Source organism: Ollibium composti (assembly GCF_004801285.1).
In the GTDB taxonomy this organism is placed as follows: Bacteria; Pseudomonadota; Alphaproteobacteria; order Rhizobiales; family Rhizobiaceae; genus Mesorhizobium; species Mesorhizobium composti.
Genome location: NZ_SSNY01000002.1, coordinates 303,699 through 321,314, shown reverse-complemented (window position 1 = coordinate 321,314; position 17,616 = coordinate 303,699). Strand labels below are relative to the sequence as shown.

The 17,616-nt window shown below is 67.1% G+C and carries 13 protein-coding genes; 6 read left to right on the top strand and 7 right to left on the bottom strand.

Annotated features, from left to right (window positions below; genetic code table 11):
- Positions 1–41: 41 nt before the first annotated feature.
- The gene (locus E6C48_RS04825) at positions 42–1,472 is read left to right on the top strand and encodes an aldehyde dehydrogenase family protein (RefSeq protein WP_136354587.1); all 1,431 of its coding nucleotides are present in this window, start codon (positions 42–44) and stop codon (positions 1,470–1,472) included.
- A 19-nt stretch (positions 1,473–1,491) separates the two neighbouring features.
- Here the strand turns inward: E6C48_RS04825 and E6C48_RS04820 are convergent, their stop codons facing one another.
- The 4 genes from E6C48_RS04820 to proC all read right to left on the bottom strand — a co-directional run bounded on the left by E6C48_RS04820 (position 1,492) and on the right by proC (position 6,120).
- Positions 1,492–2,331, bottom strand: coding sequence for an amidohydrolase family protein (locus E6C48_RS04820; RefSeq protein WP_136354585.1), 840 nt, complete (start codon positions 2,329–2,331; stop codon positions 1,492–1,494).
- A gap of 67 nt (positions 2,332–2,398) precedes the next feature.
- Positions 2,399–3,721 carry an NAD(P)H-dependent oxidoreductase gene (locus tag E6C48_RS04815; RefSeq protein ID WP_136354583.1) on the bottom strand — a complete coding sequence of 441 codons (1,323 nt, stop codon included), beginning with the start codon at positions 3,719–3,721 and terminating at the stop codon, positions 2,399–2,401.
- A 200-nt stretch (positions 3,722–3,921) separates the two neighbouring features.
- Complete coding sequence (locus E6C48_RS04810; RefSeq protein WP_136355008.1) at positions 3,922–5,016, bottom strand: branched-chain amino acid ABC transporter substrate-binding protein; 1,095 nt, start codon at positions 5,014–5,016, stop codon at positions 3,922–3,924.
- A 288-nt stretch (positions 5,017–5,304) separates the two neighbouring features.
- Positions 5,305–6,120, bottom strand: a complete 816-nt coding sequence (gene proC, locus E6C48_RS04805) for a pyrroline-5-carboxylate reductase (RefSeq protein ID WP_136354581.1) — start codon at positions 6,118–6,120, stop codon at positions 5,305–5,307.
- Positions 6,121–6,390: 270 nt separating this feature from the next.
- Between proC and E6C48_RS04800 the strand changes: the two genes are divergently transcribed.
- The 5 genes from E6C48_RS04800 to E6C48_RS04780 all read left to right on the top strand — a co-directional run bounded on the left by E6C48_RS04800 (position 6,391) and on the right by E6C48_RS04780 (position 13,292).
- Positions 6,391–8,541, top strand: coding sequence for a GumC family protein (locus E6C48_RS04800; protein ID WP_136354579.1), 2,151 nt, complete (start codon positions 6,391–6,393; stop codon positions 8,539–8,541).
- Between the two features lie 167 nt (positions 8,542–8,708).
- A complete protein-coding gene (folD, locus tag E6C48_RS04795) occupies positions 8,709–9,608 on the top strand; it encodes a bifunctional methylenetetrahydrofolate dehydrogenase/methenyltetrahydrofolate cyclohydrolase FolD (RefSeq protein ID WP_136354577.1) in 900 nt (299 codons plus the stop codon).
- A gap of 78 nt (positions 9,609–9,686) precedes the next feature.
- Positions 9,687–10,637 carry a GlxA family transcriptional regulator gene (locus tag E6C48_RS04790; RefSeq protein WP_180375726.1) on the top strand — a complete coding sequence of 317 codons (951 nt, stop codon included), beginning with the start codon at positions 9,687–9,689 and terminating at the stop codon, positions 10,635–10,637.
- Between the two features lie 114 nt (positions 10,638–10,751).
- Positions 10,752–11,534 carry a hypothetical protein gene (locus tag E6C48_RS04785; protein WP_136354573.1) on the top strand — a complete coding sequence of 261 codons (783 nt, stop codon included), beginning with the start codon at positions 10,752–10,754 and terminating at the stop codon, positions 11,532–11,534.
- A 108-nt stretch (positions 11,535–11,642) separates the two neighbouring features.
- Complete coding sequence (locus E6C48_RS04780; RefSeq protein ID WP_136354571.1) at positions 11,643–13,292, top strand: vWA domain-containing protein; 1,650 nt, start codon at positions 11,643–11,645, stop codon at positions 13,290–13,292.
- A gap of 1 nt (position 13,293) precedes the next feature.
- On the opposite strand, the gene edd is transcribed toward E6C48_RS04780, so the two are convergent.
- The 3 genes from edd to zwf form a co-directional block, all read right to left on the bottom strand.
- Complete coding sequence (edd, locus tag E6C48_RS04775; RefSeq protein ID WP_136354569.1) at positions 13,294–15,114, bottom strand: phosphogluconate dehydratase; 1,821 nt, start codon at positions 15,112–15,114, stop codon at positions 13,294–13,296.
- A 142-nt stretch (positions 15,115–15,256) separates the two neighbouring features.
- Positions 15,257–15,994 carry a 6-phosphogluconolactonase gene (gene pgl, locus E6C48_RS04770; RefSeq protein WP_136354567.1) on the bottom strand — a complete coding sequence of 246 codons (738 nt, stop codon included), beginning with the start codon at positions 15,992–15,994 and terminating at the stop codon, positions 15,257–15,259.
- Positions 15,976–17,445: a glucose-6-phosphate dehydrogenase gene (zwf, locus tag E6C48_RS04765; protein WP_136354565.1), complete on the bottom strand. Its 1,470-nt coding sequence runs from the start codon at positions 17,443–17,445 to the stop codon at positions 15,976–15,978. The genes pgl and zwf overlap by 19 nt, the downstream gene beginning before the upstream one ends.
- Positions 17,446–17,616 lie beyond the last annotated feature (171 nt).

Sequence of the window (17,616 nt, the reverse complement as noted above, 5' to 3'; positions counted from 1 at the left end):
GTCGTGCCGATACCGATCTCCAGCCGAAGCGGATACGTTAAATGAGCAATCATCACCTGGATTTCTTCATCGACGGCAAATGGGTCGCTCCCGCCGTGCCGGCCACGCTGGACGTCATCGATCCGTCGACGGAGGAGGCCTACACGAAAATCGCGGCCGGCTCGAAGGCCGACGTCGACCGTGCGGTGGCGGCGGCCAAGGCGGCCTTTCCCGCTTTCTCGCAGACGACCAAGGAAGAGCGGCTGAAACTGCTGCGCCGCATCCTGGAAGTCTACAACGAGCGCTACGAGGACATCGCCCAGGCGGTCAGCCAGGAGAACGGCTCGCCCATCACCTGGGCGCGCGAGGCGCAGGCATGGGCCGGCCGGGCGCATCTGGAAGCCGCCATCAAGGCGCTGGAGGACTACCAGTTCTCCGAGAAGCGCGGCACGACGATGGTGGTCAAGGAGCCAATCGGCGTGTGCGCGCTGATCACGCCGTGGAACTGGCCGCTCAACCAGATCGTCTGCAAGGTGGCGCCGGCGATCGCGGCCGGCTGCACGGTGGTGCTGAAGCCTTCCGAGATCGCGCCGATCAGCGGCATCGTCTTTTCCGAGGTGATGGAGGCGGCCGGCACGCCGAAGGGCGTCTACAACATGGTCAACGGCACCGGGCCGGACGTCGGCCAGGTCATGGCCGGGCATCCGAACGTCGACATGGTGTCATTCACCGGCTCGACGCGGGCCGGCATCATCGTCGCCGAGACGGCGGCGAAAACCGTCAAGCGCGTGGCGCAGGAACTCGGCGGCAAGTCGGCCAACATCATCCTGCCCGACGCCGACTTCGAGCGGGCGGTGAGGAAGGGCGTCAACGCCTGCTTCGGCAATTCCGGCCAGTCCTGCGACGCGCCGACGCGCATGCTGGTGCCGGCCGCCCGCCACGACGAGGCGCTGGCGGTGGCGAAGAAGGCGGCGGATGCCCACAAGGTCGGCGATCCGCGCAACGAGGACACGAAGCTCGGCCCGGTGGTCAGCCAGTTGCAGTTCGACAAGATCCAGCGGCTGATCGAGGCCGGCATCAAGGAGGGTGCTACGCTGGTGACCGGCGGCCCCGGCCGGCCGGAGCACCTGAACCGCGGCTATTACGTGCGGCCGACCGTGTTCGGCCACGTCAAGCCCGGCATGACCATCGAGAAGGAAGAGATCTTCGGGCCGGTGCTGTCGATCATTTCCTATGAGGACGAGGACGAGGCGGTCGAGATCGCCAACGACACGGTCTATGGACTGGCCGCCTACGTGCAGTCGAAGGACATCGCGCATGCCCGCAAGGTCGCGGCCCGCATGCGCGCCGGCCAGGTGTCGATCAACTATCCGGAATGGGACACGTTCGCGCCGTTCGGCGGCTACAAGCAGTCCGGCAACGGCCGCGAATACGCCGATTGGGCCATCCACGACTTCCTCGAGATCAAGGGCGTCATCGGCTACGGCCAGTGACGGCGGCGCGGGTTCGGTTTCAGCCCATACGCCAGAGCCGGCGGGCGTTGCCTGACAAAAGCTTCCGGCGCTCCTCCTCGCTCGCACCGGACAGCAGCGCATGGGTGGCCGCGACCCAGGCTAGCAGGCCGCCGCCCAGCGTGCAGACCGGCCAGTCGCCGCCCCACACGACGCGATCCCAGCCGAAAGCGCGGATCGTGTGCTCGACATAGGGGCGCAGCGTCTCGGCCGTCCACGTTCCGGCGTCGGCATAGGCGACGACGCCGGAAATCTTGCCCACCACATTGGGCCGGCGCGCCATCTCGGCGATCTGCTCGCGCCACGGATGCTCGGCGCCGGCCTTGATGTCGGGCACGCCGCAATGGTCGAGCACGAACTGCACGTCGGGCGCCAGGTCGACCAGCGCCATGGCCTGCTTCATCTGGTGCGGCAAGACGCACAGGTCGAAGGTCAGGCCGCTGCCGGCGATGCGCTTCACATTCTCGCGGAACAGCACATCTTCGGAGAGATCGTCCGGCACCACATGCAGGACGCGGCGGAAGCCCTTGACGAAGGGATTTGCCTTCACCGCGTCCAGCCATGCCGGAAAGCCGGGCTCTTCCGGGCGGCATGAGACGATGGCGCCGGCGATCAGGCTGCCGGGACGCTTCGACAGCGCCTCAACATGGGCGGTCTCGGCGGCGATGTCGGCCGGGTCGACATCGACCTCCATGTGCAGGGCAGCCTCGATGCCGGCGCGCCGCGCCTCGGTGGCGTATTCGTCGTGGGAAAAATCGCAGTCGAGCGCCGGCACGCCCTTGAGCCACGGGTAGCGCAGAGCCTTGCGGTCGATCAGGTGCAGATGGGTATCGACGATCATCGCCCTTGTCCTTCCCGCTTCAACGGCCCTCCCGCGTCAATCTCGATCGGCGCACGCGGCCGCCCGATCAGCCTGCCTCGCCATAGACCAGCCTGTCCTGTCTGGTGCGCAGCTCGGTCAGCTTCGAGCTCGGGGGAACGGCATTGGCATAGGTGATGAGCTCGCCTTTCCTGATCGGCGCCGTCACCGAACCGCCCTGCAGCAGGCCGCAGGGAACAGCCTTCGCCGCACGCGCTTCCGGCGCGGTCATGATCCAGGCGCGGTAGCAATATTCGCCGATGGCATCGAGGCGGTCGCCGGGCTTCAGGTCCTTCTTGGCGACGGCGCAGACCTCGGCCACCGGCTTCGACAGCGGCACCATGTCGGCCTTGCCGTAGAGGACAACGCGGGCGCAAGTGAGCGGCACTTCCAGCGAGGTCAGGTGATAGGGCCGGTGGAAGGTGAAGTAGGGGCCGTGGCCGAGCTTGAGATCCTCCATGCGTTCCGAAATGCGTGGATGGCCCATATCGGCGATGACGAAGACGCCGGGCGCAACGCCCTTGCCGATGGAATAATCGACGACGCCGACCTTCGACAACACGCCGCCGTCCTTCTGAGGCACCAGCGTGGTCGCAAGCTCGCCGAGCGTGGCGGAGGGGCCGTGCATGCCGGGCTTGTCCGGCACCAGGCCGGTTGCGTTGGCGATCGCCGCCATCTCGACCATGGTCTTGGAGCCGTCGACGAACTCGACCAGCATGCGCACGTTCATGTTGCGGCGCGCCGCCTCCTCCTCGTAGGCGGGCGGCGTGGCGTCGACGTTGAGCGGATTGTTCTTGCCCTTGCCGGCGGCGACGATGGTGTGGCCCATGGCCGAGACGAACTCGATCAGTTCCATGCAGGAGGACGGCTCGTCGCCGGCGCCGAGCGAATAGGTGACGCCGAGGCGCTCGGCCTCGCTCTTCAGGTATGCGCCGATGGTGACGTCGGCCTCGACGTTCATCATGACGAGATGCTTGCCGTGCTCCATGGCGTGAAGGCCGATCTCGGCGCCGACCGCAGGCACGCCCGTGGCGTCGATGACGACGTCGATGAGGTCGTTGCCGATGACGAGGTCGGCGTCGCCGGTGACGGCGATCCTGCCGGCTTCCATGGTCTCGCTCATGGCCGAGGCGGTCGCCACTTCGCGCGCGTGGCCGCCTTCGCCATAGGCGATCTCGGCCGCCTTCAGCGCCGCCGGGACCTTGCGCTCGGCGACGGCGCCGACGACGATGCCCTGCATGTGGGCGACGCGGGTGACGATGTCGGTGCCCATCTCGCCGCAGCCGATCAGGCCGATGCGGATCGGCTTGCCGGATGCCTGCCGCTCCTGCAAATCGCGGGCAAGCCCTATCGGGGCGACGTTTATGCTCATGACCGCTCTCTCACCATAGGCTTTTACAGCCATCAGTATTGAGGCCATGCCGTCCTATCAAGGACGATGTTCGATCAGCTCACCGATTGTGCCCGTCGCCGGCCGGCTTGAGCCTGGTGTCGCAGACGGCGCGCGCCGGCAGGCCAAACGCAAAAAGGCCGGCATCGCGCCGGCCTTTCCATTTCATCGAGGCTTCGCGCTTACTCGGCGGCGACGATCTTGCCGTTGTCCCACTTGAACAGGCTGAAGCTCGGCGAGCTCAGGTCGCCGGTCGCGCCATAGGTCAGCTTGCCGATTGCCGTCGGGATGGCGTCGCCCGATTTGATCGCGGCGGCGACGGCGGCCGAATCGTCGGTCTTGCCGGCCTTCTCGATACCGAACTTCAACACCTGCATGGCGGCATAGGCGTTCAGCGTGAAGGCTTCCGGCGGCACGCCCTTGTCCTTCAGCACGGCGACGGCCTCGGCCGAGTCCGGGTTCTTCAGCGCGTCGGTGGCGTTGGTGAACATCGTGCCCTGCGAGGCATCGTTGCCGATCGCCCAGTATTCGGTGTTCGACAGGCCCTCGCCGCCGATGATCTGGGCGTTGACCTGCACGTCACGGAGCTGGCGGGCGAGCAGGCCGCCCTCGGGGTGATAGCCGCCGAAATAGATCACCTCGGCATTGTCGGCCTTGAGCTTGGTGACCAGCGCGGAGAAATCCTTCTCGCCGGGGGTCAGCGCGGTATAGGCGACCTCGGTGATGCCGCCCTCGTTGATGACCTTCTTGAAGGAATCGGCGAGGCCCTTGCCGTAGGTGCCGTTGTCGTGGACGACAGCCACGCGCTTGTCCTTGAAGTGGTCCAGCACGTATTTGGCGGCGACCTCGGCCTGCTGGTCGTCGCGACCGCAGGTGCGCAGAATGTTTTCCAGCCCACGGTCGGTCAGGTCCGGTGCCGTCGCCGTCGGCGTTACCATCAGGACGCCGTTCTCGGCGAACACGTCGGAGGCCGCCATGGCGACGCCCGAGGTGACCGGACCGACGACGAAATGGACGCCTTCGCCGACCAGGTTGTTGGCGGCGGAGACGCCCTGCTTGGGATCGCCGGCATCGTCGACCAGCTTCAGCACCACCTTCTCGCCGGCGATGCCACCGGCCTTGTTGATGGCTTCGGCGGCCGCCTCGGCGCCGTTCTTGACCTGATCGCCATAGGCGGCGACCGGACCAGTCAGCGGCGCCACGACGCCGATGGTGATGTCTGCCTGCGCCGCCGTGATCGCGGCGAACGAAACGCCCATGGCCGCAGCCAACAGCATCTTGATGTTCGTCATGTTCGATACCCCTGTCGTTTGACACCCGTTCGCGTCGCCGCGAGGCGCAGACCGGAATAGTGGCCAGCGCCTCTGCTGCGAAGCAAAAGAGATTTCTTCAAATCCGGGCGGGGTGGTTCACCGCCGTCCGAATGCGAGCCCGCATGCTAGCAGGGCGGTGGGGCTGCCTATAGGACCAAACGAGGACAAGCAGCGCGACAGACGGCCGCAATGGCCGCGGCCAAAATGGTGCAAAAGTACGGCTGGACCACCCCCACTCGAATACGGAACGATCTATCGCCCCAGCTCGATCGAGCGCAGCCGGGCCGCCTCGACCGCTTCCGTCATCAGCGTTTTCAGCCGGTCGCCGCCCATCAGCACCTCCAGCGCCGCCGCCGTCGTGCCGTTCGGGCTGGTCACCTGGCGGCGCAGCACCGCCGGCTCCTCGCGGCTTTCGGTCGCCAGCGAGGCGGCGCCGAAGACGGTCTGCATGGCGAGCAGCTTCGCCGTCGCCACCGGCAGGCCGGCCTTCTCGGCCGCCGCCGTCAGGCATTCTATGAAATGGAAGACATAGGCGGGGCCGGAGCCCGAAACCGCCGTCACCGCATCCATCAGGCCCTCGTCGTCGATGGTGGCGACCTCGCCGCTGGCGGACAGAAGGTCGGCGATGAAGCCTCGCGTGGGGGCAGGCACCAGGGGCGTCGAAAACACCACCATCATGCCCTTGCCGATGGCGGCCGGCGTGTTGGGCATGCAGCGCGCGATCGGCGCGCGCGCGCCGAGGATTTCCCTGAAAGTGGCGACCGGCGTGCCGGCGGCGACGCTGAGGAAGGTCGTGCGGCCGTCAGCGAAGCGCGTATAGGCGGAAACGGCGTCGCGGATGACCTGCGGCTTGACGGCGACGACCACCAGTTCCGGCGCCGCGCCGGCGGCGATGTCGGCGGCACCGGCGCCGACGTGACAGCCAAGTGCTGCGGCACGGGCACGCAGATCCTCGTTCGGTTCGACGACGAAAACGTCCGCCGCCGCCAGCTTGCCGGAGCCGATCCAGCCCGAAAGCATGGCGTAGCCCATATTGCCGCAACCGGCGAGAACGAGTCTGATGGCCATGGAAAATCCTCCTGCCGGTTCCTTAAAGCATCGCGCCGAAAAGTGGATACCGGTTTTCGGTAAAAGCGGTGCGAAAACAAGCTACAGCAAACCGTGCCGGTGAGAAGCCCGCCGGTCGGACTCGCATCCGAATCCCTCTTTAGTTGCATATTTTCATGGTGCAATTTTTAATTGCGTCACTGCCAAAATTAACCTTTTGTTTTCCATGTCTGTTTAGCGTGCCGTAACCAATCGCCCTTGCGGCGAGCCGTCGAAGGCAAGTTCCAAAGCATGCGCAACAGCCAAAACCGTCACGACTGGAGGCACGAGCCCTCCCTGCCGGCATTCGGCGCCGCGCCGCACGCCAACGACGATGCGCCCGGATCGCTGCTGGGCGTCGCCGGCAGCGCATTGCCGCCCCGCTTCGACGATGCGGCCATCCGCCACCGGCTGGCTCGCCTTGCGCGCGAGACGCGGGAAGCGAACGAGGCTTTCTTTTCCGGCGCCGCCGAAGACCGGCATCCGGACGATGAGGCTTGGGCGGAGGACTTTCAGAACAAGTTCCTTCCCACCAACGACGATCCGCCGGCAGGTACGGAAAGCAGGGTAATGCCTGCCGCGAGCGGCATGGCCCGTTCCAAGCGGCTGATCGCCGCCTGCGGCCTTCTGGGCGCGATGGCCGGCGGGCTTACCGCACTGTCGCTGCCGGCGCGCTACGAGGCCACCGCCGAGCTGCACCTTGCCGCCGGCGCCGACGTCTCGACATTCGCCGGCCTGCAAGACCAGCGCCGTGTCGTCACGTCCGGCATCGTCCTCAACAAGGTCGTCGACAAGCTCGGCCTTGCCGACGATCCGGCCTTCAACGGCACCGAGACGGACAGCGGTTTCGTCTCGCTGCTGCGCTCGCTGCTTTCACGCAGCGACGGCGCGGCGGCTTCCGACGCCGGCCATCGCCATGCCATGGCGGCCAGCCGCCTCGCCGATAGCATTTCCGTCAGCCAGGGCCGCGGGGCATCAACGATCGCCGTAACCGCCGCCACCGGCAACGGCGAAACTTCGGCCCTGATCGCCAACACCGTGGCGGAAGCGTTCCTTGCCACGGTAACGACCATGCACAGCGCCCCGCAGGACAGCGGTACGGCGGGCAAGGTCGACGAGGCGGCGAAGAAGCTGGAGGTCTTCCTTGCCCAGCACGGTCTTGGCAGCGGCGATGCGAACGCCGCCGCCGACGCGCTGCTGAAGCTCGACGACCAGCTTTCGGCGGCGCGCGCCCGCACAGCAGAGTTGAACGGCAAGATCGCCGCCATGAAGGCGGTCGGCGTCGATGCCGCCATGGGCGGCGGCCTGCCGCAGGAGTTCGAGTCCAACGCGATGGCGGCCTTGCGCTCGCAGTACCTGGCCATCAAGCGCGAAAGCGACCGTGCCGAGGCACAGCTCGGCCCGCGCAATCCAGAACGCATCGCGCTCGACACCCAGCTGGCCGGTGCGCGCGACCGCATCGCGGCGGAGTTGCGCCGCATCACGGCTTCCTTGCAGGCAACGCTGAAGGAGGCCGTGCAGGCCGAACAGGGGCTCGCCGCTCGCCGCGCCCAGAGCGGGCTCGACGCCAACGGCATCGCGACATTGCGGACTCTGCGCGACGCCGCCCGGCAGGCGGCCGCCGAAGCCAGGCCCAACCGCAGCGACGACCTTCGCGACGCGACAAGCGGCGCCAGCGTCGTCACCAAAGCCTATGCCCCGCTGGAGCCGAGCGGGCCGTCGCGGCTGCCGGTCACGCTGGCCGGTCTGCTTGCCGGCCTCGCCGCCGGCGCCGGCATCGGCGCTGTCCGCGGCCGGCGCAGGACGCGCGCAGACGGCAACGACGAAAACACCGGCCTGGCGGCACAAGCGGCATCCGGCTCCGGCGAGAACCCCGCCGCGCCGGCACCGGCTATCGAAAACCTGATTTCAGCCGTGCGCCGGGCGTCGCCCGCGCAGGAACCCATCGACGCCGGCGGCGCCGAGCTCATGCCAACCGAGACCGCCGAAACCCCATATCCCCTGGAGGACACCATGTATCCCGTCTATGCGGATCAGATGCACGCCTTTGCGCCCCGGCAGCCCGGCGACGCTCCGCAGCAGCCGTTCCAGCCCCCCGTCTACGCAGCGCCCCATCCTTACGGGACGCAGCCGGCGATGCCGCAGATGGTCCAGCCCTATGTCTACACGCCCTACGCGCCGGCCTATCTGTGGCAACCGCAGCCGCCGATGCCGATACAGGCGGGCTTCTATCCCTATCCCCAGCCCGCCCAGTCGATGAGCGGCTACCCGCAGCCGGCGCGACCGGAGACAACCACCGCCGCGGACCAGGCCTCGCTGGAGGAAATCCGCGCCAGCCTGCGCGAATTCCGCGAGGCGGTGCGGGAACTCGCCGAGAGCCGCACCCGCCGCCGCTACTTCTGACAGCCCGCCCGCAAACTCAGGGCCTCGACGGCCCAATCGGCCGTCCGATTTCGGGTTTACGGCATCGGACGGCGCATTGGCGGGATTGCGCGGCCGAATTTTCGTGACAATGCGCCCCGAAATAGGGCGCCCCGGCACCCGACAGGATTCGGCAGGGAGGAGAGGTCATGGCTGAGGTGATCGACGGCAAGAACGTCGCGGCGGATGTGGTGGCGAAGGTCAAGGCCCTGACGGCGGACCTCGCGGCAAAGGGCAAGGGCCAGCCGGGACTGGCCGTCGTCATCGTCGGCGAGGACCCCGCCAGCCAGGTCTATGTCGCCTCCAAGTCGCGCACCGCCAAGGAGTGCGGCTTCCATTCGGTCCAGCACACGCTTCCCGCCCAGACCACGCAGGCCGACCTGCTCAAGCTGATCGGCACGCTCAACGCCGATCCGGCGATCCACGGCATCCTCGTCCAGCTTCCGCTGCCAGCGCAGATCGATGCGGGCACCGTCATCCAGGCCATCGCGCCGGAGAAGGACGTCGACGGCTTCCACTTCGTCAATGTCGGCAAGCTCGGCACCGGCGAGCTCGACACTGCCTTCGTTCCCTGCACGCCGGCCGGCTCGATGCTGCTCATCGAGCGGGTGCGCGGCAAGGACCTGTCGGGCCTCAGCGCCGTGGTGGTCGGCCGCTCCAACATCGTCGGCAAGCCGATGGCGAACCTTCTGCTCGCCGCCAACTGCACGGTGACCATCGCCCACAGCCGCACGAAAGACCTGCCGGCGCTGGCCCGCACGGCGGACATCCTGGTGGCCGCCGTTGGCAGGCCGGAAATGGTGCGTGGCGACTGGGTCAAGCCCGGCGCCACGGTCATCGACGTCGGCATCAACCGCATCCCCGCGCCCGAGAAGGGCGAAGGCAAGACGCGGCTGGTGGGCGACGTCGCCTATGCCGAGGCCGAGAAGGTTGCCGGCGCCATCACGCCGGTGCCCGGCGGCGTCGGCCCGATGACCATCGCCATGCTGATGGCCAACACCGTCGTTTCCGCCTATCTTGCCGCCGGATTGGATCGCCCCTCGTTCTGATTCTTCATCCGCCTGCAAGAAAGCGATGCCGTGCCGACGCCACCCCTTCCCGTAGAAAGGCCCCTCGTGGCCGATCCGATGCAGGGGGGAAAGCGCTTCGCCTTCCTTCTGGTGGACAAGTTCCCGATGTTCTCGCTGACGGCGGCGATCGACGTGTGCCGCTCGGCCAACCGCCTGCTCGGCCAGGACTTCTACAGCTGGACGACAGTGTCGCCGGACGGCGAGGCGGTGGCGGCTTCCAACGGCCTGCCGCTGAAGGTCGACTATGCGATAGCCGACCTGCCGCCGGCCGATATCCTGTTCGCCTGCGTGGCGCTCAACCTTGATTTTCCCGGCAAGTCCAAGGTGCTGGCGGCGCTGCGCGCCTGGGGCCGGCGCGGCGGCGCGCTCGGCGCGCTGTCGGTCGGCTCGCACCTTCTGGCCGAAGCGGGACAGCTCGACGGCTACCGCTGCACCATCCACTGGGAGAACCGCGCCGGCTTCATGGAGCGCTTCCCCGAGATCGACTGCACCGGCAACGTCTTCGAGATCGACCGCAAGCGCTACACCTGCGCCGGCGGCACCACCTCGATCGACCTGATGCTGGAGATCGTGCGCTCCGACTTCGGCACCAACCTCGCCAACGGCGTCGCCAACCAGTTCCAGCACGAGCGCATCCGCTCCGCCGGCGACCGCCAGCGCGTCGGGCCGGAGCGAGACCTAACCGGCAAGTCGGAGAAGCTGCGTCGCATCGTCGAACTGATGGCGGACCATCTCGACGAGCCGCGCTCTGCCGTGCAGCTGGCGAAAGCCGCCGGCCTGTCGGTCCGGCAGGTCGAGCGGCTGTTCCTGCGTCACCTCGGCGTCACGCCCGGCCGCTACTACATGCGGCTCAGGCTGGAGCGGGCACGCGAGCTCCTGCGCCAGACCAACATGCCGATCCTCGACGTGGCGATCGCCACCGGCTTCACCTCGCATTCCTACTTTGCCCAGAGCTACCGGCTGCAATTCGGCCGGCCGCCGAGCGAGGAACGCCGCACGACGTATTGAGCGCCGGACAACCGGAAGCGTTCCGACCTTTGCCATTCCCGCCGATTCGTTGGATAAGGCGGTTTAGGGCGGGCTTTTCCCGCCAGGATGCATTGCACAGGGGAATTCAGGCTCATGACGGACGCTTCGAAGCAAACCGCCACCCGCGACGGGGGCCGCATGTTCACGCCGGCGCCCGAGGCGAAGGCCCAGGCGACGCGTTCGCGCATCATCGCGCTCGTCCTCTGGGCGGCGGCGATCATCCTCGAACTGGTCGCGATCTTCTGGCTGCTCAGGCCGTCGTTCGACGAGCTGGCCGCCGCCCACGGCTTCCCGCAGTGGCGCTGGTATACGCTGCTCGGCTTCATCGCCGTCATCGGCGTGCTCGCCATCATCGGCTCGATGCTTTGGAAGAAGGCCAATCATCTCGATCCGGCGACGCGCTCGCAGCCGGTGAAGTTCTTCATCCAGAATCAGCTCGGCGCCTTCATCTCGCTGCTGGCGTTCCTGCCGCTGATCGTCCTGATCTTCATGAACAAGGACATGGACGCCAAGCAGAAGAACATTGCGGGTGCCGCCGGCATCATCGTCGCGCTGGCCGCGACGATACTCGGCGTCGACTTCAAGCCGCTGTCGCAGGAGCAGGCGGCGGTGGAATCCCAGGTCGTGACGCACCTGGTCGGGCAGGACCTCGTATGGTGGAGCGACGGCGGCAAGGTCGTGCATCTGTGCGAAGGCGTTTCCGATCTCAAGAACGCCAAGACGCAGATCTCCAGCGGCCCCATCGCCGACGCCTTCGCCAAGGGCAAGGAAGGCATCACGCTCGAGCTCGCCAGCGAATTGAACCAGTGCGGCCTGCCCGTGCCGGCAAACCTGACGGAGATCGAGCAGTGGGTGCGCAGCGCCCGCGGCCTGTAACCCCGCCGGCGACGAAACGGATCCGCGCGAGGCAGCCGCGCCGCGCGCTTGCCAGTTTCTGGCGCGTCACGTAGCTTCCCGCGACCGAGGGGCTTCCGGGAGATTTTCATGACGGCTTTCGCGCGGTGCATTGCTGCGACCATCCTGCTTCTGTGGACGACGGCGCTCGGCTTCGCCGCCGACCGCGTCATCGTCGTGCTGGATGCCTCAGGTTCCATGTGGGCGCAGATCGACGGCAAGCCGAAGCTGGAGATCGCCCGCGAATCGCTGCGCGCCGCGCTGCAATCGATCCCGGCCGACCGGGAGATCGGCTTCATGGCATACGGCCATCGCGAGAAGGGAAGCTGCTCCGACATCGAACTGATCGTGCCGCCGGCGGCCGGCACCGCCGGCGCCATCACCACGGCTGCCGACAACCTGAAGTTCCTCGGCAAGACGCCGCTGACGGCGGCCGTCAAGCAGGCCGCCGAAGCGCTGAAATACACCGAGGACAAGGCGACCGTCGTGCTCATCACCGACGGGCTGGAGACCTGCGGCGGCGACCCCTGCGCGCTCGGCAAGGAGCTGGAAGCGGCCGGCGTCGACTTCACCGCCGACGTCGTCGGCTTCGGCCTGACGGCGGAAGAAGGCAAGCAGGTGGCATGCCTCGCGGACAACACCGACGGCAAGTATATCCAGGCTTCCGACGAGGCGGCGCTCAAGAACGCGCTGGCCGAGACAGTGGCCGCGCCCCAGCCGGCGCCCGCCCCTGAGCCCGAGCCGAAGGCGGCGGAAGTCGAATACAACCTCGTTCCCAAGGCCGTGCTGAAGGACGGCGGCGAGCCGCCGGCCAGGATCGACGTCTTCTTCAAGCTGTTCAAGGACGACGCCCAGGGCACGGACGGGAAATATGTCGATTCCGGCTACTATCCGGCCAGGATGCACGCCGCCGCCGGCGACTATATCCTGCGTGCCACCAGCGGAGGCGCCAAGGCCGAACAGAAGATTACGCTGACCGCCGACAAGACGGCCGAGCCGGTGCTCAACCTCAACGCCGCCGCGCTCTATCTGCGCCCCAGACCGGCACCGGATGCCGAGCCCGACGGCAACGCCCAGATCGTCATCGACTATCCGGGCGGCACCTCCTCGGCCAATTTCGGCGAGACGAAGTTCGTCGTGCCGGCGGGTGAGACGAAAATCACCGTCAAGCTGGGCGCCGGCGAAGCCAGCGAGACGTTGCAGCTCACGGCCGGGCAGGTCGTCGACAAGGACATCATCGTCGGCGTCGGCAAGGTGCAGGCGAACGCCTCCTATACCGCCGGCGGCGAGAAGGTCGATTCCGGCGACCTGTCCTGGAAGGTCCTCAAGGCGACGAAGAAGATCGACGGCACGCGCGACCAGGTGACCTATGGCTTCGGCGCCGATGCGAAGTTCGACCTGCCGGCGGGCGACTACGTCATGGCCGTCGACATACAGGCCGTCAGCGCCGAACAACCGTTCAGCGTCAAGGTAGGCGAATTGAACGAGGTCAATATCGCGCTGAATGCCGGCGTCGTCGCCATCGAGGCACCGGGCGCGGACGACTTCAACGTCTTCGAGGCGAAGAAGGACATCCAGGGCGAGCGCAGGAAGGTCACCTACGGCTTCGGCGAGAAATTCCAGACGACGCTCGCCGCCGGCGACTATGTCCTGGTCACCGGCTTCACGACCGACAAGCCCGACAGCGAGACGCCGTTCACGGTGAAAGCCGGTGAGCGCACGGAACTGACGGTAAAGTAGGTCAGCCGGCGAAGACGCTGGCGCCGTGGTCGGCGCGGCCGGCCATATGCCGCAGCCCGGCGAACAGCTCGCGGCCGAAGCCGTGCTCGCCCTCGGAAAGGTCGGCGGGCGCAGGCGTGCGCCGCGCCAACTCGTCGGCGGTCACAAGCACTTCCAGGCTGCCCGCCTCGGCATCGAGGCGAATGACGTCGCCTTCATGGATGCGGCCGATGGCGCCGCCTTCCAGCGCCTCGGGCGTGACATGGATGGCCGCCGGCACCTTGCCGGACGCGCCGGACATGCGCCCGTCCGTCACCAGCGCGACGTGCTGGCCTCGATCCTGCAGGATGCCGAGCACGGTGGTCAGTTTGTGCAGTTCCGGCATGCCGTTGGCCTTCGGCCCCTGGAAGCGCACGACGGCGACGAAATCGCCCGTCAGTTCGCCGGCCTTGAAGGCGTCGTTCAGCGCCTGCTGGCTGGCAAACACCTTTGCCGGCGCCTCGACAATGCGCCGCTCCGGCTTCACGGCGGACGTCTTGATGACGGCGTGGCCGAGATTGCCGTTGAGCACTTTCAGGCCGCCGGTGGGCTGGAAAGGCGTGGCGGCCGGCGCCAGAACCTTGGCGTCGCCGCTTTCGCGGGGGGCCGCCTCACGCACGACCTGCCCGTCGGCGCCAAGCTTCGCCTCGACCGCATAGGGCCGCAGTCCTTCACCCCAGACCGTGCGCACGTCCTCATGCAGCAGGCCGGCATCGAGCAGTTCGCGGATCAGGAAACCCATGCCGCCGGCTGCATGGAAATGGTTCACGTCAGCCAGCCCGTTCGGATAGACGCGGGCGAGCAGCGGCACGGCATCCGACAGCTCGGAAATGTCCTGCCATGTCAGCCTGATGCCCGCGGCGGCCGCCATGGCGATCAGGTGGATGGTGTGGTTGGTCGAGCCGCCGGTGGCGTGCAGGCCGACGACGCCGTTGACGATGGAGCGCTCGTCGATCATCGCGCCCACCGGCGTGTAGGCATTGCCGAGCTGTGTGATGGCCAGCGCGCGCCTGGCCGCTTCCCTGGTCAGCGCGTCGCGCAGCGGCGTGTTCGGATTGACGAAGGAGGCACCGGGCGTGTGCAGGCCCATGATCTCCATCAGCATCTGGTTGGAGTTGGCCGTGCCGTAGAAGGTGCAGGTGCCCGGCCCGTGATAGGACTTCGATTCCGCCTCCAGCAGTTCGGCGCGACCGACCTTACCCTCGGCGTAGAGCTGGCGGACCTTCGCCTTCTCGTCATTCGGAATGCCGCTCGGCATCGGCCCGGCCGGGATGAAGACCGCCGGGAGATGTCCGAAGGTGAGCGCGGCGATCAGCAGGCCCGGCACGATCTTGTCGCAAACGCCCAGATAGACGGCGGCATCGAACATGTTGTGGGAGAGGCCGATGGCCGCGGCCATGGCGATAACGTCGCGCGAGAACAGCGACAGTTCCATGCCCGGCTGGCCTTGCGTGACGCCATCGCACATGGCCGGCACGCCGCCCGCGACCTGGGCGATGCCGCCGGCCTCCTTCGCCGCCTGCTTGATGAGCTGCGGGAACGTCTCGAACGGCTGATGCGCCGACAGCATGTCGTTGTAGGAAGTGACGATGCCGAGGTTCGGCACGCGGTTGCCGCCGAGCGCGATCTTTTCGGCAGGACTGCACACGGCAAAGCCGTGCGCGAGGTTGCCGCAAGAGAGCACGGCGCGGTTGGCCGTCTTGCCGGCGGCCCCGGCGATGCGGCCGAGATAGGCTTCGCGGCTTTCGCGCGAGCGCTCGCGGATGCGGTTCGTGATGGCTTCGATATCGGCTCTGGCGGTCATGGTTCAATCATCGTTCGTAAGAGTTCCATGAAGGACCCCTGCCCCCTCCCCTCAGGGGGGGAGAGGAAGCTGCCGCTCGCGAAGTCCCCCTCTCCCTTGAGGGGAGGGGTCAGGGGTGGCTGTATCTTTCCACAGCCCAACATCACGGCGCCCAATACACCTCGACGGGCCGGGGCGAGGCGTCGAGAACGGCGTGGATCGGCAATTGCGGCCCTTTGCCCGTCGCCCCGTTGCTCATTGCTTTGTCGAAGGTCGCGCGCTTTTCGTCGCCCTCGATGTGAAGCGCCAGGAAGCCGGCGGCGACGATGCGCGGCAGCGTTAGCGTCAGGCGCGGCTCGCCGGCGCTGTCGGCATGAACCGGCATCAAAGCGAGGCTGTTTTCAGGGTCGAGCAGCGCCGGCAGTTCCAGCGCATCGGGGAAGAAGGAGGCGGTGTGGCCGTCGCCGCCCATGCCGAGGATGACGACGTCGAAGGGCAACGGCAGGGCCGCGATCTCGCGGTCGCCGTCAGCAGCGGCCTCATCGAGGGTCTCGCCTCGCCTGAACAGCGGCAGAAAACGCGCCGCGGCCGCCCTGCCCTGCAACAGCTTGGCCGTCACAAGCGCTGCGTTCGAGCGCGGCGAGGACGGCGGCACGAAGCGCTCGTCCACCAGCGTCACGGTGACCCGGTCCCAGGCGATCGGCTGGTTGGAAAGCACCTCGAACAGGCGCGCAGGCGTGGTGCCGCCGGAGACGGCGAGCAGCGCCGTGCCGCGGCGCTCCACGGCAGCCGAGAGCAGTCCGGCGATGCGGCCTGCCAAGGCCTCCGCCAGCGCCTCGCGATCTGCGAACTCGTTCCAGTGGAAGCTTTCCGTCATCGCGCTCAATTGCTCTCGTGCCATGTGCGGCCGTCGCGCTCGATCAGCGCGATGGAGGAGGACGGCCCCCAGGTGCCGGCGGTGTAGCCCTGCGCGTCCTGCCCGTTCTGCTCCCAGGCTTTCAAGATCGGATCGACCCAGCTCCAGGCCGCCTCGACCTCGTCGCGGCGCATGAACAGGGTCTGGTTGCCGCGCACCACGTCCATGACCAGCCGCTCATAAGCATCCGGCGCACGGCTGTGAAAGGATTGCGCGAAGCTCATGTCGAGCGGGATCTGCCTCAGCCGCATGCCGCCGGGGCCGGGGTCCTTCACCATCAGGTATTGCTTAACGCCCTCGTTTGGCTGCAGGCGGATGACCAACTGGTTGGGGCTGATGTTGCCGGCGCTCTCGCCGAAGATCGAATGCGGGATCTGCTTGAACTCGATCACAATCTCGGAGACGCGCGTCGCCAGCCGTTTGCCGGTGCGCAGGTAGAACGGCACGCCGGCCCAACGCCAGTTGGCGATCTCGGCCTTGATGGCGACGAAGGTCTCTGTGTCGGAACCGTGCCCCAGTTCCTCGACATAGCCCTCGACCGGGCCGCCGGCGGAGGCGCCGGCGCGGTACTGGCCGCGCACCGTCAGCTTCGGCGCCTCGTTGCCGTTGATACGCTTCAGCGCGCGCAGCACCTTCAGCTTCTCGTCGCGCACGGCGTCCGCATCCATCGAGGACGGCGCCTCCATGGCGACGAGGCAGAGCAGTTGCAGGATGTGGTTCTGCACCATGTCGCGCAGGGCGCCGGCCTTGTCGTAGTAGGTGACGCGATCCTCCAGCCCGACCGTCTCGGCCACCGTGATCTGCACATGGTCAATATGGGCGGAGTTCCACAGCGGCTCGTAGAGCATGTTGGCGAAGCGCAGCGCCATCAGGTTCTGCACCGTCTCCTTGCCGAGATAATGGTCGATGCGGAAGATCTGCTGCTCGCCGAAATCGTCGCCGACGAGGTCGTTCAGCGCGCGCGCCGAGGCGAGGTCGCGGCCGATCGGCTTTTCCACCACGATGCGCGAGTTGGGCGTGATCAGCCTGTGCTCGCGCAACTGGTGCGAAATGTCGCCGAACAGCGACGGCGACACCGCCATGTAGAAGGCGCGGATGCGGTCGCTGTCGCCGACCGCTTTTTTCAGCGCGTCAAAGCCGGCGCCGGTGGTGGCATCGGCCGGCACGTAGGAAAAGCGGGCGAGGAACCTTTCCAGTTCCTTCTCGTCGATATCGTCGGCCTTGACGTGATCGGTGATCGCCTTGCGGGCGAAGGCCTGGAAGTCGGCGTCGGACAATTTCGCGCGCGAGGTGCCGATGATGCGCGTCGGCTCGCTGAACTGGTGGTCGCGCTGGCGGTAGTAGAGCGCCGGCAGCAGCTTGCGCTCGGCGAGGTCGCCGGTGCCGCCGAAAACGATGAAGTCGAAGGGGTCGACGGGAATGATCTGGCTGGTCATGCTCTGTTCGCTCAAAGGCCGGTCGATGCGACGGGGCCGGTATAATCTAATCGATTTAAATTTGCCAGTGGCAAGGTGTCACAGCAGCGCCCTTTCTACTGGCCCACTGTGCCGACCTCATGACCGGCAAGAGTGCGATGTCGCTGGCGCCGCACTATGATATAGCGCGGC

Excerpts from the sequence above, each read along its gene's own strand:
- pgl (WP_136354567.1), bottom strand. The coding sequence starts at position 15,994 with ATGGCACGAGAGCAATTGAGCGCGATGACGGAAAGCTTCCACTGGAAC.
- zwf (WP_136354565.1), bottom strand. The coding sequence starts at position 17,445 with ATGACCAGCCAGATCATTCCCGTCGACCCCTTCGACTTCATCGTTTTC.
- folD (WP_136354577.1), top strand. The coding sequence starts at position 8,709 with ATGGCTGAGGTGATCGACGGCAAGAACGTCGCGGCGGATGTGGTGGCG.
- E6C48_RS04785 (WP_136354573.1), top strand. The coding sequence starts at position 10,752 with ATGACGGACGCTTCGAAGCAAACCGCCACCCGCGACGGGGGCCGCATG.
- edd (WP_136354569.1), bottom strand. The coding sequence starts at position 15,114 with ATGACCGCCAGAGCCGATATCGAAGCCATCACGAACCGCATCCGCGAG.
- E6C48_RS04820 (WP_136354585.1), bottom strand. The coding sequence starts at position 2,331 with ATGATCGTCGATACCCATCTGCACCTGATCGACCGCAAGGCTCTGCGC.
- E6C48_RS04815 (WP_136354583.1), bottom strand. The coding sequence starts at position 3,721 with ATGAGCATAAACGTCGCCCCGATAGGGCTTGCCCGCGATTTGCAGGAG.
- proC (WP_136354581.1), bottom strand. The coding sequence starts at position 6,120 with ATGGCCATCAGACTCGTTCTCGCCGGTTGCGGCAATATGGGCTACGCC.
- E6C48_RS04810 (WP_136355008.1), bottom strand. The coding sequence starts at position 5,016 with ATGCTGTTGGCTGCGGCCATGGGCGTTTCGTTCGCCGCGATCACGGCG.
- E6C48_RS04825 (WP_136354587.1), top strand. The coding sequence starts at position 42 with ATGAGCAATCATCACCTGGATTTCTTCATCGACGGCAAATGGGTCGCT.
- E6C48_RS04790 (WP_180375726.1), top strand. The coding sequence starts at position 9,687 with ATGCAGGGGGGAAAGCGCTTCGCCTTCCTTCTGGTGGACAAGTTCCCG.
- E6C48_RS04780 (WP_136354571.1), top strand. The coding sequence starts at position 11,643 with ATGACGGCTTTCGCGCGGTGCATTGCTGCGACCATCCTGCTTCTGTGG.
- E6C48_RS04800 (WP_136354579.1), top strand. The coding sequence starts at position 6,391 with ATGCGCAACAGCCAAAACCGTCACGACTGGAGGCACGAGCCCTCCCTG.